This window comes from Aeromonas encheleia (assembly GCF_900637545.1).
GTDB lineage: Bacteria > Pseudomonadota > Gammaproteobacteria > Enterobacterales > Aeromonadaceae > Aeromonas > Aeromonas encheleia.
Genome location: NZ_LR134376.1, coordinates 3,570,325 through 3,591,377, shown reverse-complemented (window position 1 = coordinate 3,591,377; position 21,053 = coordinate 3,570,325). Strand labels below are relative to the sequence as shown.

The following is a 21,053-nucleotide window of genomic DNA, read 5'->3' as shown; positions in this document are numbered from 1 at the left end:
TGATGGCGTTTTTATGACAGGGGGGCGGGGGCCTTGCCAGCCTTGGGGGCGCGGGCCAGCAGGCCGAGCAGGGCGCCGCCCATGATGAGGGCCCCCGCCAGCAGATGGCGCGGGGTGAGCTGCTCGCCGTTGAGCCAGACCAGCAGCAGGGTGCTCAAGAGTGGCGTCAGATAGGCCAGCGCGCCGATGCGGCGCGGATCCCCGTCCCGCAGCGCCAGGTACCAGGTGACGAAGGCCGCCCCCATGGGGCCGAGCGCCAGCCCCACGATGAGCAGCCAGTCCGCCTGCGGGATCTGGTCGAGCGGTAGCGGCCCCTCCAGCCCCCAGGCGAGCAGCAGCGCCAGCAGCCCGGCGGGCAGGCAGGCGGCGGCCGTGACCACGGCGGGGGCGGGGGGCAGGCGACGGGAGAGCACGGAGTAGGCGCCCCAGACGATGGCGGCGCCGAGCGCCAGCAGGTAACCGGTCAGGTGGGTCTGCTGCAGTTGCAGCTTGCCATCGACCATCACCAGCACGGAGCCGGCGAGGCCGAGCGCCCCGGCCAGCAGGTGACGCGGATGCAGCGGATGGCCCGGCAGCAGCAGCGGCGTGAACAGGATGATGCACAGCGGCCACAGGTAGTTGATAAGGTTCGCCTCCAGCACGGGGGCGTGGCGAAAGCTCATGAACAGCAGCAGGTGGTAGAGCAGCAGGGCCGTGATGGTCACCAGCCAGGTGACGGGGCGGGCCCGCCACTGGCGCCAGAACGGCAGGGCGCCCGCGCCGCAGAAGAACAGCACCAGCCCCACCAGCACCAGCGGCGAGACGCTGGTGATCCGGGAGGTGAGCGCCGCGAGCGAGGCCCACAGCAGTATGGTGACCAGGGCCAGTCCGGTGGACTTGTCCCACCAGGAAACAGCAGACATCCGACACTCCTTTGCAAGATGAACGAAAAAGAGGGCCAGTCTAGCAGACTGGCCCTCCCTTGGCTGCGGCCTCTTAGGCGCGCCTTGCCGATAACCCCTAGTGCTCGGCCCAGCTTCCATCGTCATGGGATCAGCTTGAGCAGGCGGCCGTTGCCGGCATCGGTCAATAGATAAAGGGCACCGTCCGGCCCCTCCTTGACGGTGCGGATCCTTTCCCCGAGATCGGTCAGCAGCCGCTCCTCCGAGAGGATCTTGTCCCCCGCCAGGCGCAGGCGCAACAGGGCCTGGCCACGCAGGGCGCCGACGAACAGATCCCCCCGCCATGCCTTGAACAGCTCGCCCCGATAGAAGGTCATGCCCGAGGGGGCGATGGAGGGAACCCAGACCCAGAGCGGTGGCACCATGCCCGCCGCCGCCGTGCCCGAGCCTATCTTGCCACCGCCATACTCCTCGCCGAAGGTCACCTTGGGCCAGCCGTAGTTGTGGCCGGGCAGGATGAGGTTGACCTCATCCCCGCCCTGGGGGCCGTGCTCGTGGGCCCAGAACTGCTGGCTGCCGGGGCGCAGCGCCGCCCCCTGCATGTTGCGATGGCCCAGGCTCCAGATCTCGGGCAGGGCGCCCGGCTCCTTGACGAAAGGATTGTCGACGGGTACCCGGCCATCCCGGTGCAGGCGCACCGTCTTGCCGAGGTGGTTGTCCAGGCTCTGGGCCCGCTCCCGCTCGGTGAAGCGATCCCCCAGGGTGATGTAGAGGTAGCCGTCATCGGTCAACAGCAGGCGGGAGCCGAAGTGGGCGCCGCCGGCGACCTTGGGCACCTGACGAAACAGCAGTTGCCAGTCGACCAGGCTGTCTTTCTGCAGCCGGGCCCTGGCCACGGCGGTGCCGGCGCCCCCCTCGCCGGGCTCGCTGTAGCTCAGATAGAGCCAGCCCTCCTGGTCCAGGGCGAGATCGAGCAGGCCGCCCTGGCCCGCGTTGGCGATGGGCGGCAGGCCGGCGATGACGTGGCGCTGGCCTTTGGCGTCGATGCGCAGCAGGCGGCCGGGGCGCTCGCTGATCAGCAGCTCCCCCTCGGGCAGGAAGGCCAGCCCCCAGGGGTGGGCCAGCCCGTCCACCAGCGGCACCAGGGTCAGCGCCCGTACCGGGGTCACCAGGCAGATCAGCAGCAGTGCAAGCAGTCGCAACAAGGGACTTCTCCTCTCTCGAATGGCTGGATGCCGGGCGGGCCAGCGGGGATGGTCGCTGAAGTATAGGGAGGGAGGTTGCAAAGAGTCGGAAACAACAAGCCCCTGCGCGGGCAGGGGCTTAGGCGTTGACACTGTCGGCTGACGCTTAGAGGCCGAACGTCTCCTGCAGCTCCTGCATGTCCCGCGCGCTGACCCCTTCAGGTTCGAAGCCGCTGGCGAGGCACATCAGGTGCAGCTTGGCGCCCTTGTTCGCTACGTCGACGAAGTCGAATGCCATCAGCGCATCGATGCCGGTGGCCACGGCGCCGTGCTTCTCCCAGATCGCCACATCATGCTGACGCAGGGCGGCGGTGGTGCCGTCCGCCATGGTCTGGCTGCCGGGCATGCAGTAGGGCACCACTGCGATGCCGCGGGGCACGAAGGCGCGCACCTCCGGCAGCATCTTCCAGCAGGCATGGGTGTAGGACGCGCTGTCGCGGGCGTAATGCGGATGGTGGGAGAGGGCGATCAGCTCCAGCGGGTGGGTGTGGACCACGCAGCGGTCGGCGGCGCCCCGGCGTTGCTTGTCCATGATGATCTCCACGTGGGAGATGAACTCGCTGGTCGGCCGGTAGTCGTGCAGGCCGCGGCCGCCCCACAGGATGTGATAGCCGCGGGCCTCGTCATCGATCCGCAAGACACAGCCCGCGAGATCCGGGTTGCGCAGCTCGCGGATCCGCTCGCCGGTGCCCTTGACGAAGAACAGGTGACCGGCGCTGTCGGCCGGGAAGGCCCCCTCGCCGCCCACCATGGAGAGCGGGCAGTGGGGATAGCCGCTCAGATCGGTCGGCGCCGGCCCGAAGATGTCGGTGAGATCGACCGAGATGTTGCCGCCATTGCGCTCGGCCCACTCCCGTTGCCACAGGTAGGCGGACACCTCGACCACCTTCTCGATTTCAGCCAGCACGGCCGCATTGAATTCAATCTGCTGCATCATTCCCTCTACTCGCATTGTGAAGCTGGAGCCACTGTAGCGGGGGCTGGTGGGGCGGGCCTCAACGAGGCAGCCAAGGCCGGGGAGGAGTTGGCCGGATTTTCAAGAAGCGGGAAATGGGCTGTAAAAACGCCGCCCTGGGCAGGCGGCGTAGTGGGTGCGATTGGCTAGAGGCTCGGCTCAGAAGGCGGCCTGATAGAGCGCCAGCAGCTCGGCCTTGCTGGCCGGTCTCGGCGCGCAGCCGGAGCAGGGGTCAGCTTCGGCTGCATCGACCCAGCCCGGCAGATCCTCTGGCCGGATGCCGAGCTCACGCAGGCCGGAGGGGATGCCGACCCGGCTGGAGAGCGCCCGGATGGCCTCGATGGCGGCGTGGGCTGCGGCCTCCTCGCTCAGGGCGCCGGTGTCGACTCCCATGGCGGCCGCTATCTCGGCGAAACGCGCCGTCCTGACCTGCAGGTTGAACGCGCAGACCACCGGCAGCAGGATGGCATTGCAGACGCCGTGGGGCAGGTTATGGGTGGCGCCCGGCTGGTGGGCCAACGAGTGCACATAGCCGAGCCCGGCGCTGTTGAACGCCATGCCGGCGAGGAACTGGCCGTGCGCCATCATCTCGCGTGCGGTGAGATCCTGGCCGTCTGCCACCGCCTGCGGCAGGTATTCGGCGATCAAGCGGATAGCGGCGAGGGCCGAGTGATCGGTCAGCACGTGGGCACCGATGGAGACATAGGCCTCGATGGCATGGGTCAGTGCGTCCATGCCGGTGGCGGCGGTCACGGCGGCCGGCAGCCCTGTCATCAGGGTAGGATCGTTGACCGCCACCTCGGGGATCAGGGCCGGATCTATGATGACCATCTTCACCTTGCGCCCGGTGTCGGTGATCACCGCGTTGCTGGTCACCTCGGCGGCCGTGCCCGAGGTGGTGCTGACGCACGCCATGAAGGGGCCGCGGTGGACGACCTTGCCGATCCCCTCGAACGCATGGATCGGCTTGCCGGGGTTGGCCACCAGGGCGCGGATCGCCTTGGCGGTATCCATGGCGCTGCCGCCGCCAAAGCCGATGAGGGCATCACAACCTCCCTCCTGCCAGCTCGCCAGCGCCGCCTCGACGACCCTGTCGGTCGGGTTGGCCAGGACGCCGTCGAAGATCACCGGGTTGAACCCCTGATCGCGCAAGGCGGCGAGCAGAGCATCCAGCAGGCCGAACGTCAGCAGCGCCTGCTCGGTCACTATCAGTGGTCGGCGGGCGGGTTGCTGGCTCATCAGCACGACCAGATCCTGGATGGCGCCGCGGCCCGAGAGGCTGAGTTGGGGCAGACAGAGTGTGAAGCTCATGATCAATATCTCCTTGGGAATGAAATTAGGGAGATATTAAGCCTGTCAGGGCGGATGACCTTGAAGAGACAGCCAGCATAAATAATATATTGGCAGTGAGTTGAAGATTATTTATAGCGCTTTCGATATTGCAGTGGGGTTGCTTCAAATACATGATGAAACTTGCTCGAGAAATAATTTCCATCATTGAATCCGCTTTCGAACGCGATCTCGGTCACGGATTTTTCGGTATGACTGAGCAACCAGGAGGCGCGGCATAATCTGAGCCGGCCAAGATAGTTATTGGGCGTCAAACCCGTGTGTTCCTGTATTTTCCGATTCAGGGTGCGCAGCGGAATGGTGAAGCGCTCGGATAATTCACTCCAGTCGATCTCTTCCCGATAATTTTCATCGAGATAGCTGATGAGGGACGATAGCCGCGCCTGATCGGCCTCCCCCTGCTCGCCGGTCAGGGCGCGCTGCTGGGTGCGCCAGAGCAGCACCGCCAGCTGGCTGAACAGGGCCTCGATCATCACCGGAGAGCAGGCATCCCGCCGATCGCTCTCCTGCGCTATCTGGCCCAGCAGGGTCTCGCTATGGGCCTGCAGATGGGCGGGCAGGCGCAGCACCCCGCTCCCCGGGTGGCAGCTGGTCTGCAGCATCTGCTCCAGATCGCCGGCAAGGTGGAATCCTTCTGGCCGGAACAGCACATTGGTCAGGCAGAGATCCTTCATCTGATCGAACATGTGGGCATCGTCCTCCCGCAGGTAGAACACGCTGCCCCGGCTGATGTGTACCGCACTGCCGTCCGTGATGTGGATGGCGCAGCCAGACTTGATCAGCACCAATTCATGAAACGAATGGCAGTGCTCCGGGAAGGGCTCCTGAGGGGCACGCGGTAACACGCTGATGATCCGGTTCTGGTCAAAGAAGTCGGTCTGCTGCAGACGAAACATGATCGGACTCTTCATGAAGGGATGCTCAGTGAATACGCGCATAGAGGGCGCAGGGTCAAATTGGCAGAGTGTTTTCCGTGAGGCCTTTCACAGTTATCCGTTATTTATTTAACGGCCAGCTTCAATTGTTTCCTGCCATGGAAATTAAATTTGAACTGACTCACAGTTTTATATCGGCAACGGACTTTCTCGATTTTTATGCCAGTCGTTCCTTTTTTATGGCCTTGGGAGAAAGGTGGTGAATAATTCAGAAACATAAAGTGACGACATCGAGAATTATGGAGTCGATTCGATGTCAGTCAATATTGCAGCAGTGGATTTGGGTGCCTCCAGCGGGCGAGTAATATGGGCCCGCTATGATCCGGTCACACAAGATATCGCCATGCAGGAGATGCACCGCTTCGCCAACGGCATGGTGCAGATCGACGGGCAGGATTGCTGGGAGCCGGAGCGCCTCTTCTCCAACATTCTGCACGGGCTGGAAAAAATCGATGCCGCCGGTGTGCGACTCGACGCGGTCGGCATCGACGCCTGGGGCGTCGACTTCGTGCTGCTGGATGCGGCCGGCAAGATGCTCGGCGAGGCGGTGGCCTATCGCGACGATCGCACCGACGGCGTGCCGGAGCGGCTGTGGCAGCAGTTGCCACGGGAGGCCATCTACCGCCGCAGCGGCATCCAGTTTCTGAAATTCAACAGCCTGTACCAGGTCCGGGCGCTGCTTGACGAGCAGCCGGCCTGGCTGGCCCAGGCCGCTCGCCTGCTGCTGATCCCGGACTACCTGCACTACCGCCTGAGCGGCGAGCTGAGCTGCGAATTCACCAATGCCTCCACCAGCCAGCTGGTCAACGCCCGCAGCCGTGACTGGGATCCCGATCTGCTGGCGCTGATCGGGGAGGGGGCCAACTGGCTGCAACCCATCACGGCCCCCGGCACCCGGCTGGGGCACTGGACCAGCCCCTCCGGCCATCAGGTCAGCGTCATCCTGCCCGCGACCCACGACACCGGCTCGGCCATAGTCGCCACCCCGCTGGCCGGGAGTGGGGCCGCCTACATCAGCTCCGGCACCTGGTCACTGGTCGGGGTCGAGCGCCAGGCCCCTATCACCGACGAGGCCGCAGAGGCGGCCAACCTGACCAACGAAGGGGGGGTGGAGGGCACCTGGCGTCTGCTCAAGAACGTCATGGGGCTCTGGCTGGTGCAGCGGCTGCAGGCACTGTGGCCCAGCCAGAGCTTCGCCACCCTGGTGGCACAGGCCGAGCAGGCCATGCCCTTCGCCTACCTCATCCACCCCAACGATGAGCGCTTCCTCAATCCCCCCTGCATGCGTACGGCGATCCAGCAGTTCTGTCAGGAGACGGGGCAGGGCAGGCCGCAGACGGCGGGGGAGCTGGTGCGCTGCGTGCTGGACAGCCTGGCGCTCTGCTACGACCGGGTGCTTGGCGAGCTGGAGGCCGTCACCGGCGAGCCCATCACGACACTGCACATCGTCGGGGGGGGCTCCCAGAATCAACTGCTCAACCGCCTCTGCGCCGACATCTGCCAGCGCACCGTGCTGACCGGGCCGGTGGAGGCCTCGGCGCTCGGCAACATCGGCTGGCAGCTCAAGGGGCTGGGCCTCTTGCAGGATCTGGCGGACGTGCGCCGGCTGATCCGCCACAACACCCGCATCGAAACCCTGGAACCCTGTGAGATCCCGCAGCTGGATCGCCACCGGAAACACTTTGCCGCGCTCTGTGCGCACAGCCATTCAGATACCTTAATCGAGGAAGTTGTATGAACCCGAATATTGAAACCGCCTTCGCCCTGGCCAAACAGCAATATGCCGCGCTCGGCGTCGACGTCGACCAGGCGCTGGCGACCCTGGCCACCATTCCCGTCTCCATGCACTGCTGGCAGGGGGATGACGTCGGTGGCTTCGAGGCCGAGGCCGGCGATCTGACCGGCGGCATCCAGGCGACCGGCAACTACCCGGGCAAGGCCCGCAACGCCACCGAGCTGCGACGGGATCTCGACCTGGCGATGTCGCTGATCCCCGGGGCCAAACGCCTCAACCTGCACGCCATCTACCTGGAGTCCGAGGTCCCGGTGGCGCGCGACCAGATAGAGCCGAAGCACTTCGCCAACTGGGTGAACTGGGCCAATGCGAAGGGGATTGGGCTCGACTTCAACCCCAGCTGCTTCTCTCACCCGCTGAGTGCCGATGGCATGACACTGGCGCACCCGGATCCCGAGATCCGCCGCTTCTGGATCGATCACTGCAAGGCCAGCCGCCGCGTCTCCGCCTCCTTCGGCCAGGCGCTGGGTACCCCCTCGGTGATGAACATCTGGATCCCGGACGGCATGAAGGATCTGCCTGCCGACCGGCTGGGGCCCCGCCAACGCCTGATGGCCGCCCTGGACGAGGTGCTGGCCGAGCCGCTGGACGAGGCCCATCACATCGATGCGGTGGAGAGCAAGCTGTTCGGCATAGGTGCCGAGTCCTATACCGTCGGCTCGAACGAGTTCTACCTGGGCTATGCCAGCTCCCGCGACATCGCGCTCTGCCTGGATGCCGGCCACTTCCACCCCACCGAGGTCATCAGCGACAAGATCAGCGCGGCCTCCCTGTTCGTCCGCCACCTGCTGCTGCACGTCAGCCGCCCGGTGCGCTGGGACAGCGACCACGTGGTGCTGCTGGACGACGAGACCCAGGCCATCGCCAACGAGATAGTGCGCAACGATCTGCTGGCACGGGTGCATGTCGGGCTCGACTTTTTCGATGCCTCCATCAACCGCATCGCGGCCTGGGTCATCGGCACCCGCAACATGAAGAAGGCGCTGCTGCGCGCCCTGATCGAACCCATAGCCCTGCTGCGTCAGGCCGAGCAGCAGGGGGATTACGCCACCCGTCTCGCCCTGATGGAAGAGACCCGCAGCCTGCCCTGGCAGGCGGTCTGGGACTATGCCTGTGCTCAGGAAGGGGTACCGGTCGGTACCGACTGGCTGGCGGTGGTCAAGGGTTATGAGACCGAGGTGCTGTCGGCGCGTCGCTGATGGGGCATCAGGCACCCGGCCTGTGCCGGGTGTCATAAAAACAACAAAAACAGCTCGGTAGCCCGCCGGAACGCTTTCCCCCGGCGGTCAGCCGCAACACAATCGTACCCATACAAGGAAGATCTTATGTCTGCTATCGCATCAGGAATCGGTTGGCACCTGGTTGGCGCCGCCTCCGCCGCCTCCTTCTATGCCCCCCTCAGCAAGGTCAAGAAATGGTCGTGGGAGACGACCTGGGCCCTGGCCGGCCTCTTCTCCTGGATCCTGCTGCCCTGGTTCGTCACCTCCCTGCTGATCGAGGACTTCGCCTCCTTCTACAGCGTGGTGGACAGCAAGGCGTTCTGGGGCATGTTCCTGTTCGGCGCCATGTGGGGCGTTGGCAACGTCAACTATGGCCTCACCATGCGCTACCTCGGCATGTCCCTCGGCATCGGCATCGCCATCGGGGTCACTCTGGTGGTCGGCACCCTGATGCCCCCCATTCTGCGTGGCGAGTTTGGCACCCTGATCGGCACCTCCAGCGGCCAGATCACCCTGTCGGGAGTGCTGGTCGCCCTGGTCGGCATCGGCATCGTGACTTGGGCCGGTCACCAGAAGGAGCAGAGCCTGGGCACGGCGACCAAGGAGTTCAACCTGAGGAAGGGGCTCGGCCTCGCGGTCATGTGCGGCATCTTCTCGTCGGGCTTCGCCTTCGGGCTGGAGGCGGCAGCCCCCATCAAGCAGGCCTCGCTGGCGCTGGGCATAGACCCTCTCTATGCCATGCTGCCGAGCTACGGCATCATCATGGGCGGCGGTGCCATAGTGAACATGGCCTTCTGCTTCATCCGCCTGGCCACCCGCCCCGAGCTGTCGCTGCGCAAGGATCTGGCCCAGCCACTGCCGAGCCTGCTGATCAACGGCCTGCTGGCCGCTACCGGTGGCATCATGTGGTACCTGCAGTTCTTCTTCTATGCCTGGGGTGAGGCGAGCATTCCCGAGCACCTCTCCTTCGTGAACTGGATGCTGCACATGAGCGGCTACGTGCTCTGCGGTGGGATCGTGGGGTTGCTGATGGCGGAATGGAAAGGGGTAGGGACGCGCCCGGTGCGCATTCTCTGCATCGGCATGCTGGTGATCGTCGGGGCCGCCAACCTGGTTGGCATGGGCATGGCGTGAGGAGCGACAAGATGATCCGCAAGGCATTTCTGATGTCGGTTCACCCCGGCTGCGAGACGGAATACCGCCGTCGTCACGATGAGATCTGGCCAGCCCTGGCCGAGACCCTGAAGGCACATGGGGCCAGCAACTACAGCATCTTTCTCGACTCCAAGAGCTGCCAGCTGTTTGCCTACGTCGAGATAGAGGACGAGGCACGCTGGGAGGCGGTGGCGGACACCGCCATCTGCCGGGAGTGGTGGGGCTACATGAAGAGCCTCATGCCCTCCCACCCGGATGACAGCCCGATCAGCCGGGAGCTGGTCTCGGTCTTCTGCCTGCCGTGACGCGACAGGAGCAGGGTTCATCCTGATTGGAACGGGACGCGCGAGCGTCCCGTGTTTCGTTGTGGCGGCTCAGGCGTCGGCTACTGCGGCGCGCCCGTCACCTATCTCGAGGCATTCAGCCCGGCGCAAGGCGGGGCGCGTACACTTCATGGTATGACGAGACATAGTCGGCACGCCCAGGCGAGCGGCTATGGCCGTCGGTTGGCAACGGGCCTCTTTGAGCGCCGTTGCAACATCAGGGCCCGATCAGGCCAGCGATCATGGAGGATATGATGTCATCACCCGCGTCGGCGCCAAGGCGCTCCCTGTCCGATCTGCTGGCCGGCGTCACCGCGTCGGCGGTCGTGCTGCCCAAGGCCATGGCCTATGCCACCGTGGCCGGTCTGCCGGTGGCGATCGGTCTCTACACCGCCTTCGTTCCCATGTTGCTCTACGCCCTGCTGGGCTCTTCCCGGGTGCTCAGCGTCAGCTCCACCAGCACCCTGGCGATCCTGACCGCGACCCAGCTCGGGGTGGTGGTGCCGGATGGCGATCCCGGCCAGCTGCTCATTGTGACGGCCACCCTGACCCTGCTGGTGGGGGCCATGCTGATGCTGGCGGCGGTGCTGCGGCTCGGCTTCGTGGCGAACTTCATCTCCCTGCCGGTGCTGGTGGGGTTCAAGAGCGGCATCGGGCTGGTCATCATCCTCGATCAGCTGCCCAAGTTGTTCGGGGTGCACATCCAGAAGGAGAACTTCTTCATGGATCTCTACCACCTGGGGCAGGCCTTGCCCGAGACCTCCTGGCTGACGCTGGGGGTCGCCCTCGTCACCCTGGTGGTGCTGGTGTTCATGGAGTGGCGTTTCCCACACTCCCCGGCTCCCTTGCTGGGGGTGGGCATCGGCATAGCGCTGGTGTGGGGCTGGGGCTTGAACGAGGCAGGGGTCGCCATCGTCGGGGCCATTCCCACCGGCCTGCCCAGCCTGACGATGCCGGATCTGGAGCTGGTGCTGCAGCTGCTGCCGGGGGCTGCGGGGATAGCGCTGATGAGCTTCACCGAGACCATAGCCGCCGGCCGGGCCTTCGTGGGGGAGGGGGAGCCCGAGATCAATCCGAACCGCGAGCTGGTGGCCACCGGGCTGGCCAACCTGGGCGGCGCCTTCTGCGGCAGCATGCCGGCGGGGGGCGGCACCTCCCAGACCGCGGTGGTCCGCTCCGTCGGGGGGCTGAGCCAGTGGGCCTCCGCCGTCACGGCCGCGATGGCGCTGGCCACCATGATCTTCCTCGCCCCCCTGCTGTCCTGGTTGCCGAACGCCACCCTGGCGGTGGTGGTCATCGTCTACTCGGTGGGTCTCATCCAGCCGGGGGAGTTTCGCAAGATAGGGCAGATCCGCATGATGGAGTTCCGCTGGGCCGCCATCGCCTGCCTGGGGGTGCTGCTGTTTGGCACCCTGCAGGGGATAGTGGTGGCGATCCTGGCCTCCCTGCTGGGGCTCGCCAGCCAGACGGCGCAGCCCCAGGTCTATGTGATTGGCCGCAAGCCGGGGGAGGATGTGCTGCGCCCGCTCGCCGAGCGCCACCCCGATGACGAGACGATCCCGGGCCTGCTGATCCTGCGGCCGGAGGGGCGCCTGTTCTTCATCAATGTGCAGTATGTGGCCGCCCAGATCCGCCAGCTGATCGAGACCCACCAGCCCGAGGTGGTGGTGCTGGACATGAGCCGGGTGCAGGATGTGGAGTACTCGGCGCTGATGATGCTGATGGAGGGGGAGCAGCATGCGCGCGCCAGGGGGGTCAACCTCTGGCTGGCCGGGCTCAATCCCGGGGTGCTGGAGAACGTGCGCCGCTGCGGTCTGGCCAGCCAGCTGGGGGCCGGCCGCATGCTGTTCAACGCCAGGGCGGCGATCCGCCAATATCAACAGGGCAAGGGGTGAGCCTTGGCTCACCCCTTGCGGCTGATCAGAAGGGTTCTGGGATGAAGCGGAACGGGTGGTCGGTGGGCTTGACCTTGCCGATCTTGCGCTTGGGCAGCTTGACCGGTTCGGCCGGCAGCTCCTCGTAGGGGATATGGGTCAGCAGGTGGGAGATGATGTTGAGCCGCACCCGCTTCTTGTCCTCGGAGCGGGCCACGAACCAGGGGGCCCAACTGGTGTCGGTGGCGACAAACATGGCATCCCGCGCCTCGGTGTAGTCATCCCAGCGATCGAATGACTTGATGTCCATCGGCGAGAGTTTCCAGGTCTTGCGACCATCGTCGATGCGATCCCGCAACCGGCGCTCCTGCTCCTCCGGGCTCACCTCCAGCCAGTATTTCAGCAAGATGATGCCCGAATCGACCATGGACCACTCCATCTGCGGCGTGCTGGCCAGGAACTTGTCGCTCGCCTCCGGGGTGCAGAAGCCCATGATCCGCTCCACCCCCGCCCTGTTGTACCAGCTGCGATCGAAGATGACGACCTCGCCGGCGGCGGGCAGATGGGGGACGTAACGCTGGACATAGAGCTGGCTCTTCTCCCGCTCGGTGGGGGCGGGCAGGGCCACGACCCTGAACACCCGCGGGCTGACCCGCTCGGTGATGGCCTTGATGGTGCCGCCCTTGCCGGCGCCGTCGCGTCCCTCGAATACGATGCACACCTTGAGCCCCTTGTGCACCACCCACTGCTGCAGCTTCACCAGCTCCACGTGCAGGCGCCGCAGCTCCTTCTCGTACTCCTTGGTGCCGAGCGCCTTGAGCTCCTCGGCCAGTACCGGCTGTTCAGGTTTGGATTTTTTTTTGCTAGCCATGATTCCCTTCTCTTGATGCGAGCCAATGAAGAATGGTCGTCTCGTCATCGACGACTCACTTCAAGAGTGTACATGACTGAATCCGCCGTGACAGGCCTGGCCGTTGAGTGTCAATCTTGTCCCTTATGCCATAGCCCCGGGATGACTAGCCGAGGCTAGTGCGGGTCAGTGCGAGGGATCCCGGGTGGGCGGCGCCAGGATAGGTGTGGGGGGGAACCACCAGCGATAGAGATCGAACCAGCCGTCGCGCTGGGCAATCACCACATCGTGCACCGGATCCCGCTGGAACAGGGCTATCTTGTTCTCGGTGAGGGGCACCCAGGCGTAGTTGACCAGCGCGTATTCCGACTGCAACTGGTTGTATTCGTTGAGGTAGGAATCCTTCTTGCCGGAGGCGTGCAGCTGGGTACGGCTGTCGATCAGGTAGATCAGCTGATTGAGAAAGGTGAGCTGGAAGCCGGTGACGCGCCACACCTCACCGCTGGCCAGCTCCTCCTGGATGACGGTCATCTTGCCCCAGCGACAGATGCCATGATAGTTGACGCCGTTGGCCGACATCTTCAGATCGTAATGGCAGCCGAAGCTGTTGATGACGAGCCCGCCCGTGCAGAGCAGGAGCAGCAGCAGGGGCGACAGCAGCAGGGCATTGCGCAGCGTGCGTTTCATGGTTCCACCCGGGGCATCAGAACTCCTTGTCCAGTTCATGGTATGAGAGTGTCAGCACCCGGTGACCCGAGATCAGGGTCAGGGTGCCGGGGGACATGGCCGCAGGGCTGTCCTTGGCCTCCATCTGGCAGAGGCTGTGGCCGGCGGCCTGCTCGCAGCGCACCCCCAGCCACTCGAAGCGCAACAGGCCCGCGGCCAGCAGGAGGCACAGCAGCAGGGCCAGATTGACATAGCACAGGGTCCTCGTTTGCTGCAGCCGATCGAGGCAGCTCAGCCAGAGCCGCTTGCCGCGTTGCCAGAGGGGTCGGGCAGAGGGGGAGTGCCACGCCGGCTCCGCCGGTTGGGGCGGTACCTGGGACCCGGCTAGCTCTGGCTGCGGCACCTGGGCCGGCTCCTGCTTGCCGCCGATGTGGCTCAGCGGGCCGCCAAGGTGCAGCGCATAGCCCTTGCGCGCCGTGCTTCGGATCTCGGCGCAGCGGGGCGAGGGGAGCAGATGGCGCCTGATGTTGGCGATGGCGACGTTCAGGGAGTTGGGGCTGATGGGGCGTCCCTGCCAGCCGGCGGCGAGCAGGGTCTCCTTGTCACAGATCTCGTCGTGGTGATCCAGCAGGTACGCCAGGATCAGGGCCTCGGCGCAGGAGAGCCGGGCCGAACTCAGGGGCTGGGGAGAGGCCGGATCGGCGCACAGGCTGAGTTCCCGCCTGTTCACATCGAAGCGATAGTTGCCGAACTGGTAGGCAGAGATGCTGCCTGCCTCCGTCTCATCCTGCATATCAACGACTCCTGTCGGGTGGCCATCTCAGCTTTGCGGGCCATGGCGTGTGGTGAGCATGTCATTTGAACATGGTTTTGGAAATAGCCGCCCGGGTTGGCGGCGCTAGGCGCCGGTGCCAAACCATTCCCGCAGACGGCACGGCGTGCGCCATGCCGATCGGGGCGAGGCAGATTACTTGTGCGATCCGGGGGCGTCGTTGACCGAAATCAGGGAATGGGCGAGCGGGCACCCGGATGGCCGTGGGGGAGTCACGCCCGCCACCGCCGGCAGGCCTGGCCAATCCCCGGGGCTGGGTACAGAGTGGGTGTTAAAAACGACAAGGGGTTGGCATCTGATGATGCCAACCCCTTGTCTTGTATGGTGTTCCCGACTGGAGTCGAACCAGTGGCCTGTCCCTTAGGAGGGGACCGCTCTATCCAACTGAGCTACGGGAACCTTGTGGCGGGCATTATACAAGAAGCCGCACTCTTTTAAACCCTTGATTCCTATTCCAATAGGGCCAGATCGCCGACTTGGACGTTAAACGGCGAATATTTGTTCTGGCTGCTGATGACGGCGCCATCCTCGAACACCTGCACCACCTCGAACAGGCCGTCGGCCGGGTTGCGCATCATGCGGGACTTGCCATAGGGGTCGACGAAGTCGGCGCTGTGCTGGATGCGGAACTGATCCCCGAGCCGGACGCCGTTGCGGCGGCCGAGGTTGATATGGGGGCCGCGCTCGTGCTGGCCCACCACCCGGGCGGTGACCGGGGCACAGCTCAGTTGGGAGACGATCTCCTGCGCCGCCTCCTGCAGCTGGTAGTTCACCTCCTGGCCGTAGCTGGACTGCCAGAATTGGCCGCTGTTGCTGCCTACCTGCTCCCGTTTGGAGAAGGTCCAGTTGGCGCGCCCCTGGTATTCCTTGCGGCTGAGCAGGCTGCCGTTGATGCCATCGAACAGGTAGAGCTGCATGCGGAAGTTGCGGATGGGATCCTGGTACCAGCTGGTCAGCTGATTGCCCTGGGGTTCGAGGGATAGGTCATCTATGCTGCCGAGCACTAGATACTGGCTGTCGGTGCGCAGGCTGAGTGCCTTGATCTCCTCGAGGGCGCTGCGATCCCCCTGTTGCAGATGGAGCGGATCGATACGCAGATTCTCGTCCAGCCACTGACGGGCAACCACTCCCTGCGGCGTGCCGGCCAGGGTCTCGAACAGGTGACGGGAGAGATCGGCCGGCATGTCATCGAGGGCGCCGGTGCTGGCCTGATCCGGATAGCGCAGCCGCAGCCTGACCAGCGTCAAATCTTTGGCGTAGTGCTGGGTCTGGCAGATCTGGCGTTCCGCCTGGATGTCAGCCTTGATCGTGATGTACATGCGGCCGTTGCGCACCTCTTCCCGTTTGAGCCGATACTGACGGATGTCGCCGCCGGAGCGGATCTGGATCTGCTCCGAGCGCAGGCTGCCATTTTCCAGGCGCTGGATGCTGGAGACGGCCGCGCCGCTCGCCAGCAGGGCCTGGCGCAGTGCATCCCGGGTCGCCTGCTCGCGAGCATAGGCCTCGTCGCCACCGAGAATGGCGGCGCTGCCCTGGGCCTCGATGATCTCGGCCCGGGCCGACAGGCTGACCAGCAGCAGGGTTAACAGCAGCGGAACTTTCATAACAGACACCTTGAATAGACGGACCGGCAAAGGCCTCCGAGTTGACGCCAGCGGCCGATACGCAGCATGACACTGGTCGGTTTGCACCCATGGTGCAAATAAAAGCAAGATCCATGCCTCATTCCAGCTCTCCGCCGTTCCTGTCCGTGCCGGTGGAGGAGAGGTGGCAGGATCCCTGGCATTCCGGCGGCTGGCGCACTCTCATCATGGGGTGGGGGGGCGGCCAGCGGGGCGGGTCCAGGCTGGTAGCAGCGCGATGACGGGCTGTCAGGCGCATTCCAGCCTCAAGTGTTGGCCGCCGCGACCGATAACAGGTCAGGTGTAGATACAGGATAGGTATCCATGAACAGATTTATCACGGCGTTGGCGCTCGTGCTGGCCCTGGCCGGCTGTGGCTCCGCCGACCCCATTAATCGGCAAAAGGGGGATCCCCAGGCTGCGCCAGGCATGGAGCTCAACTGGCTGGTGGCCCGCATGACCGAGCAACTGATGCAGCGCAAGTCCACCACGACGGTGACCGAGCCCATCGCCGTCGCCTCCTTCGTCGATCTCGATACCCTGAAGAATACGAACTGGATGGGGCTGCAGATCGAGGAGAGCTTTATTCATGAGCTCAACCGGCGCGGGGAAGTGGTGGTGGACTTCAAGACCACGGGCAACATTCAGGTGACGCAGCAGGGTGACTTCGTGATGAGCCGCAACTACCGGGATCTCTCCTCCCGTTTGCCGATCTCCCGCATCCTGACCGGCACCTTCAGCCGCAACTCGCAGGGGATCCTGGTCAACGCCCGCATCATCGATCTGCGCACCAAGATGGTGGAGACCACGGCCCAGAGCCTGATCCCGCAACAATATCTGTCCGGTGCCAGCAATTCGTTCGGCCGGGCCTCGGTCAATCGGGGTTACCTGATGCGCGGCAGCCAGGCCAGCACCAGCGGCCACCTGGTCAATCTGACCCCCTGACAAGGAGTGAATGCAATGAAAGTCCTGTTTGGTGGCCTGCTGGCCCTGCTGCTGACGGCGTGCGCCAGCGATAACTACGTGGTGGATTACGGGACAGGGGGGAAGCCCGACGACTTTCCGGTGCTCAAGGCGGTCGGCTATGCGGTGATCAACATCCAGCCGGGGCCGACCCAGTCAGAAAAGATGCTGCAGGCTATCCGCGCGTCCAAGATGGATGCCTACCGCGAACTGGCGGAGCAGCTCAATGGTCAGCAAGTCAAAGCCCATAGCAGCTACAAGGACCTGACCCAGACGTCCAACGCGCTTGATGTGTCGGTGGCCGGCATGGTGCGCGGTGCCCGGGTGGTGGCGACCTATCCTCGTGGCAATACTTATGCGACCGAGATGGAGCTCGATACCCGCACCCTCTATAACATCAATCAGCTGATGGCTGACCAGTTTTGAGATGAGTGGCCGGACGCGGCCCGCAGCGTGACAGCAAAAAGGCGAACCCAGGGTTCGCCTTTTGTCTATCTCGGGGGCGAGGGGCCTCAGCCGCGCATCACTGGTTGCCCAGCAGCACCGGTGGCACCGTGGTCGGCTTGACGTCTTCGCTCGGATAGCAGCCCAGCACCTTGATGTAGCGGGTGATCTTGGTCAGCTCCACCAGGGCCGCCTGCATGTCGGGGGTCTGCAGGTTGGCGGAGACATCCAGATAGAACATCTCCTCCCAGGGATTGCCCTGCACCGGACGGGACTCCAGCTTGGTCATGTTGATGTCGTGGCTGCGCAGCACCAGCAGCGCCTCCACCAGGGAACCCGGCTTCTGGGAGGTGGACATGATGAGGGTGGTCTTGGCCGGGATCTGGGGCGCCACGTCGATGGGCTTGCGCGCCACCACGATGAAGCGGCTGTAGTTCTCCTTCTGGTTGGCGAGCTGCTCGGCCAGCACATCCAGCCCATAGAGTTCACCTCCGGCGGCACTGCCGATGGCGGCGGCCTCCGGGCTCGCCAGCTCCTTGACCTTCATCATGGCGCTGGAGGAGGAGTCACAGATCTCGTGGCGGGCGCCTTCCAGCTTGCTCAGGTAGTGGGAGCACTGCTGGAACACTTGCGGGTGGGCGTAGAAGGTCTTGATGCGGGCGAGTTCGGTCGGGACCGCGGTGAGGATGCAGTGCTCTATGGGGTAGGTCAGCTCACCGACGATGGAGAGGGTGGTGTGCTGCATCACGTCATACACCTCGTTGATGGAACCCGAGCTGGTGTTCTCGATGGGCAGCACCCCGAAGGCGGCGCGGCCCGATTCCACCGAATCCAGCACCTCGCGGAAATTCTGGCAGTTCACCTCGATCACCTGATCCTTGTAGCGGGCCAGGTACTTGCGCGCCGCCAGGCTGGAGTAGGAACCGCGCGGGCCCAGGTAGGCGACGCTGGTCATGGGCTCCTGCTGCTCGGGGTTGAGCAGGCTCTGCAGATAAGCCTGCTGGGAGAGCACAGAGTCTTCGATGATGGTGTGATAGAGGCGGGTGATGTACTGGGCATCCAGCCCGAGGGGCCGGCCCTGCTGGATCAGGGCGACCAGCAGATCCTGCTCACGCTGGGTGTCGCGGATGGGACGCGGGTTGGCCTGCTTGGCGCGGGCGACCTCGATGCTGAGGGTCTTGCGCTTGGCCAGCAGGGCGAGCAGCTCCTGATCCAACTGGGTAATGTCGTGTCTGATCTCGTCGAGCGTTGCCATTGTGGTTCCCTATCCAAGTAATCTGTGGTGGTAGCTGCAAAAAAAAGCCTCCGCTAGGGGAGGCTCGATTCGTCTTTGGTTTCTGTTGATGCGACGACAGGGCCTTCCCTCAAGTGGGCCGGATAAACGAGAAAACAATGAAGAATGGTGTGTGCATGATCTAGTCCTGAATGTAACGTCATAACCATTAAGGGATTTGGTCGCCGGATGCAAGTAAAACTTGCCCGGGGGCGGCGAACGGGGCAGGGTAATTGGCACGGGCCAGAGGCGGTGATCAGCGTCATGTTGGTCCTGTCTATGGTGAGGACGGATATCAGGAGCGGGTGACGATGGCGATTATCTTCGATCTGGGACGGGTGGTGGTGAGCTGGGATCCGGTGGGCATAGTGCGCAGGGTGAGAGGGCCCGACGATGCCGAGGCGCTGGCCGATCGGCTGTTCAATCATCCCGACTGGCTGGAGGTTGATCGGGGTACCCTCTCCCTGCATACCATGGCGCGTCAGGCCGAGGCGCGCACCGGCCTGTCGGCCGCCGACAACCTCGCCATCTTGCAGGCGGTGCCGGCCTCCCTGCTGCCGGATCCCGCCATGCTGACGCTGATCGAGGAGCTGCACGCCGCCGGTCAGGTGCTCTATGCGCTCTCCAACATGGGCCATGCCAGCATCGACTGGCTGGAGCAACACGCGTTCTGGCGCTGCTTCAGCGGCAAGGTGGTGTCGGCGCGGGTGCGGATGATGAAGCCCGAGCCGGACATCTACCGCTACCTGCTGGTGTCGTTCGACTTGCAGGCAGGGGACTGCCTGTTTATCGATGACAGCCCGGCTAACGTGGCCGCCGCCGAGGCGCTCGGCATCCGGGGCCTGGTATTTCTCGACGCAGCCCAGTGCCGCCGGACGCTGGTCGAGCAGGGATGGCTGCCCGGCTGAGCCGGGTAGCGCGTGGGGATCCGCGCTCGACTCAGGCAGGCTCCGTTAGAGGCCTGATGAAATAAAACACGGTTTTATCCGCATCCTTTAAGGGTCTATTCAGCTTTAAAACGACAAAATGGCAGCCAATTCACCATCCGGAGCTGTTGTCATGGATGCCAATGTTGTCGTGCTGAATCGGGGATACGATCAGACCTTTCAGGCCAGGGAACAGCTGCTCATCGAGACCCTGGCCGGTCATGGCGAACTGATCGTCTCCTTCTCCGGCCGGCTGGCGTCCTGTTACAGCATGGATCTGTGCCGCGCCAGCGGGGCCAGGATCCGGGCCATCACCCTGGACAGCCCGACCCTCAGCCGCCAGGCGGTCGCCCGGGCCAAGCGCTACTGCCGCCATTACGGCATAGAGCACAAGGTGCTCAAGACCGACGAGATCCTCATCTGCAACGCCCCCGGCCGTTCTGGCAAGGCGATCGATCCCATCCGTTACGTCTGTCAGCTGACGGCGCTGGAGAGCAACTGGGGTCATCAGCCGATCCTGTTGCCCGCCTCTGCCGAGGAGCAGTTGCGCTATCTGCACCACTTCGGCAGCCTGCCGGCCAACACGCTCTGGTGTTTCGCCGAGCAGGGCATGACGGATCGCGATTTTCGCTACGGCTTCAACAAGCGGCGGCTGGATCTCTGGGGTCATGGCGGCAACGGCTGCCTGAGCAGCCGCTTCGCCGATCCCGACTCCCTCGACCGGGATCACCTGCGGATGGTGGACATGGCCGAGGAGATGCTGGCCGACATGGGGCTGGATGGGGTACAGGTGTTCTTCCACACCCTGGCGGATCGGGTGACCACCCTGGCCAGGGTGCGGGTCCCCCAGCGCATGCGGGCGCGGGCCTTCGACATGCAGGCCAGCATCCTCAAGGCCCTGCAGAGCACAGAGTTCGATCTGGTGACCCTGGACATGGTGCCGGGCGAGGATCCGCAAGAGCTGGCCGTCTGAGTCCAGGGCGGGAGAGCGCCGTTACGTGAGTCGGGTCATAGGCAAGCGGGTCCCGACTCTCTATACTGACGCCCTCCTGCATCTCTATCGAGTCACTAGCCTATGAAGCCCCTGTCCCGACTGCTGGTCGCCCTCTGTCTCTCTCCCCTGCTGGCCCAGGCCGCCCCCCTCAGCCAGGTCACCCTGCCGGATGGACGCCAGGTTCAGCTCAACGATGACTTCACCTGGGAATATCTGCTGGTCAAGCCGGCGGCGACGACCAGGGTGGCGACAGGCACCGTGGTGGCGCCGGTGCTGACCGAGCAGGCGCTGACCAATCCGGACATGCTCTCCCAGGCGAGCAAGGATGGTATAGGCGTCAAGCTGACCCAGATCGATGGCGACGATCCGCTGCAACTGCAATTCATGCTGAACAATAGCGGCAGTCGCAACGTGGTGCGGGTCAGCGGCAGTATCACCCTGTTCACCGAGCAAGGCGTCCAGCTGACGAGCCAGGAGGTCAGGTTCTGGGCCGGCGAGAACCGCCTGCCCGACTCCTATCTGCGCAAGGGCGAGCAGCGTCCCTCGCGGGCCATCGAGCTGGCTCGCCCCGCGGGCCTCGGCGGCAAGCCGCTGGTGCGAGTGCAGATCGACGAAGTGGAATTCCGCTGACTCTTCGCCACACGGCCACCACCTGAAAACAGGCTCCATCACGGAGCCTGTTTTCGTTCAATTGTTAACCCGGTCACGGCCAGCAATATTTGCTTACATCTGCAATGGTTTGGCAACAGCT

Annotated in this window: 21 protein-coding genes, 1 tRNA gene and 1 other annotated feature; of the genes, 10 read left to right on the top strand and 12 right to left on the bottom strand. The window is 64.4% G+C overall.

Translation table 11 applies throughout. The features are described 5' to 3' along the window. Nucleotides 1–11 precede the first annotated feature (11 nt). The 5 genes from EL255_RS16540 to EL255_RS16520 all read right to left on the bottom strand — a co-directional run bounded on the left by EL255_RS16540 (nt 12) and on the right by EL255_RS16520 (nt 5,341). A complete protein-coding gene (locus tag EL255_RS16540) occupies nt 12–902 on the bottom strand; it encodes a DMT family transporter (RefSeq protein ID WP_042654157.1) in 891 nt (296 codons plus the stop codon). A gap of 122 nt (nt 903–1,024) precedes the next feature. Then, the gene (locus EL255_RS16535; protein ID WP_042654156.1) at nt 1,025–2,086 is read right to left on the bottom strand and encodes a PQQ-dependent sugar dehydrogenase; all 1,062 of its coding nucleotides are present in this window, start codon (nt 2,084–2,086) and stop codon (nt 1,025–1,027) included. Nucleotides 2,087–2,231: 145 nt separating this feature from the next. Continuing rightward, nucleotides 2,232–3,059, bottom strand: coding sequence for a rhamnulose-1-phosphate aldolase (rhaD, locus tag EL255_RS16530; RefSeq protein ID WP_042654320.1), 828 nt, complete (start codon nt 3,057–3,059; stop codon nt 2,232–2,234). A 180-nt stretch (nt 3,060–3,239) separates the two neighbouring features. Then, a complete protein-coding gene (locus EL255_RS16525) occupies nt 3,240–4,391 on the bottom strand; it encodes an iron-containing alcohol dehydrogenase (RefSeq protein WP_042654155.1) in 1,152 nt (383 codons plus the stop codon). A 107-nt stretch (nt 4,392–4,498) separates the two neighbouring features. After that, on the bottom strand, nt 4,499–5,341 hold the full coding sequence (locus tag EL255_RS16520; RefSeq protein ID WP_048823157.1) for a helix-turn-helix domain-containing protein: 843 nt from the start codon (nt 5,339–5,341) through the stop codon (nt 4,499–4,501). A 277-nt stretch (nt 5,342–5,618) separates the two neighbouring features. Between EL255_RS16520 and rhaB the strand changes: the two genes are divergently transcribed. From rhaB to EL255_RS16495, 5 genes are all read left to right on the top strand, one after another. Further along, on the top strand, nt 5,619–7,103 hold the full coding sequence (gene rhaB, locus EL255_RS16515; protein ID WP_042654154.1) for a rhamnulokinase: 1,485 nt from the start codon (nt 5,619–5,621) through the stop codon (nt 7,101–7,103). Further along, nucleotides 7,100–8,359, top strand: coding sequence for an L-rhamnose isomerase (locus EL255_RS16510; RefSeq protein WP_042654153.1), 1,260 nt, complete (start codon nt 7,100–7,102; stop codon nt 8,357–8,359). Before rhaB ends, EL255_RS16510 begins: the two co-directional genes overlap by 4 nt. 126 nt (nt 8,360–8,485) lie before the next feature. Further along, entirely contained in the window at nt 8,486–9,514 is a 1,029-nt protein-coding gene (gene rhaT, locus EL255_RS16505) for an L-rhamnose/proton symporter RhaT (protein ID WP_042654152.1), read from the top strand. Between the two features lie 11 nt (nt 9,515–9,525). Then, the gene (rhaM, locus tag EL255_RS16500) at nt 9,526–9,840 is read left to right on the top strand and encodes an L-rhamnose mutarotase (RefSeq protein ID WP_033130190.1); all 315 of its coding nucleotides are present in this window, start codon (nt 9,526–9,528) and stop codon (nt 9,838–9,840) included. Between the two features lie 272 nt (nt 9,841–10,112). After that, nucleotides 10,113–11,753 carry a SulP family inorganic anion transporter gene (locus EL255_RS16495; protein ID WP_084228375.1) on the top strand — a complete coding sequence of 547 codons (1,641 nt, stop codon included), beginning with the start codon at nt 10,113–10,115 and terminating at the stop codon, nt 11,751–11,753. A 25-nt stretch (nt 11,754–11,778) separates the two neighbouring features. Here EL255_RS16495 and ppk2 read toward each other — a convergent pair whose 3' ends face one another. The 6 genes from ppk2 to EL255_RS21405 all read right to left on the bottom strand — a co-directional run bounded on the left by ppk2 (nt 11,779) and on the right by EL255_RS21405 (nt 15,961). Beyond that, nucleotides 11,779–12,603, bottom strand: coding sequence for a polyphosphate kinase 2 (ppk2, locus tag EL255_RS16490; protein ID WP_042654150.1), 825 nt, complete (start codon nt 12,601–12,603; stop codon nt 11,779–11,781). Between the two features lie 165 nt (nt 12,604–12,768). Further along, nucleotides 12,769–13,269, bottom strand: a complete 501-nt coding sequence (locus EL255_RS16485) for a hypothetical protein (protein ID WP_042654149.1) — start codon at nt 13,267–13,269, stop codon at nt 12,769–12,771. A 16-nt stretch (nt 13,270–13,285) separates the two neighbouring features. Next, nucleotides 13,286–14,041, bottom strand: a complete 756-nt coding sequence (locus tag EL255_RS16480) for a winged helix-turn-helix domain-containing protein (protein ID WP_042654148.1) — start codon at nt 14,039–14,041, stop codon at nt 13,286–13,288. Between the two features lie 361 nt (nt 14,042–14,402). Further along, nucleotides 14,403–14,479 (bottom strand) — tRNA-Arg (locus tag EL255_RS16475). A gap of 50 nt (nt 14,480–14,529) precedes the next feature. Further along, nucleotides 14,530–15,684: a flagellar assembly protein FlgT gene (locus EL255_RS16470; RefSeq protein WP_042654147.1), complete on the bottom strand. Its 1,155-nt coding sequence runs from the start codon at nt 15,682–15,684 to the stop codon at nt 14,530–14,532. A gap of 118 nt (nt 15,685–15,802) precedes the next feature. Beyond that, entirely contained in the window at nt 15,803–15,961 is a 159-nt protein-coding gene (locus EL255_RS21405; protein ID WP_170176016.1) for a hypothetical protein, read from the bottom strand. A gap of 65 nt (nt 15,962–16,026) precedes the next feature. Here EL255_RS21405 and EL255_RS16465 point away from each other — a divergent pair, with 65 nt between their 5' ends. Continuing rightward, nucleotides 16,027–16,647: a FlgO family outer membrane protein gene (locus EL255_RS16465; protein WP_042654146.1), complete on the top strand. Its 621-nt coding sequence runs from the start codon at nt 16,027–16,029 to the stop codon at nt 16,645–16,647. 15 nt (nt 16,648–16,662) lie between these two features. Then, a complete protein-coding gene (locus EL255_RS16460) occupies nt 16,663–17,091 on the top strand; it encodes an LPP20 family lipoprotein (RefSeq protein WP_042654145.1) in 429 nt (142 codons plus the stop codon). A gap of 97 nt (nt 17,092–17,188) precedes the next feature. Here EL255_RS16460 and pheA read toward each other — a convergent pair whose 3' ends face one another. Further along, nucleotides 17,189–18,364: a prephenate dehydratase gene (pheA, locus tag EL255_RS16455; protein ID WP_042654144.1), complete on the bottom strand. Its 1,176-nt coding sequence runs from the start codon at nt 18,362–18,364 to the stop codon at nt 17,189–17,191. A 38-nt stretch (nt 18,365–18,402) separates the two neighbouring features. Then, nucleotides 18,403–18,525 (bottom strand) — a sequence feature (Phe leader region). 168 nt (nt 18,526–18,693) lie between these two features. Here pheA and EL255_RS16450 point away from each other — a divergent pair. The 3 genes from EL255_RS16450 to EL255_RS16440 all read left to right on the top strand — a co-directional run bounded on the left by EL255_RS16450 (nt 18,694) and on the right by EL255_RS16440 (nt 20,932). Beyond that, nucleotides 18,694–19,290, top strand: a complete 597-nt coding sequence (locus tag EL255_RS16450; RefSeq protein WP_042654143.1) for an HAD family hydrolase — start codon at nt 18,694–18,696, stop codon at nt 19,288–19,290. 118 nt (nt 19,291–19,408) lie between these two features. Further along, on the top strand, nt 19,409–20,281 hold the full coding sequence (locus EL255_RS16445) for an adenine nucleotide alpha-hydrolase family protein (RefSeq protein ID WP_084228374.1): 873 nt from the start codon (nt 19,409–19,411) through the stop codon (nt 20,279–20,281). 102 nt (nt 20,282–20,383) lie between these two features. Then, complete coding sequence (locus EL255_RS16440) at nt 20,384–20,932, top strand: DUF3157 family protein (RefSeq protein ID WP_042654141.1); 549 nt, start codon at nt 20,384–20,386, stop codon at nt 20,930–20,932. The last annotated feature ends 121 nt before the right edge of the window (nt 20,933–21,053 follow it).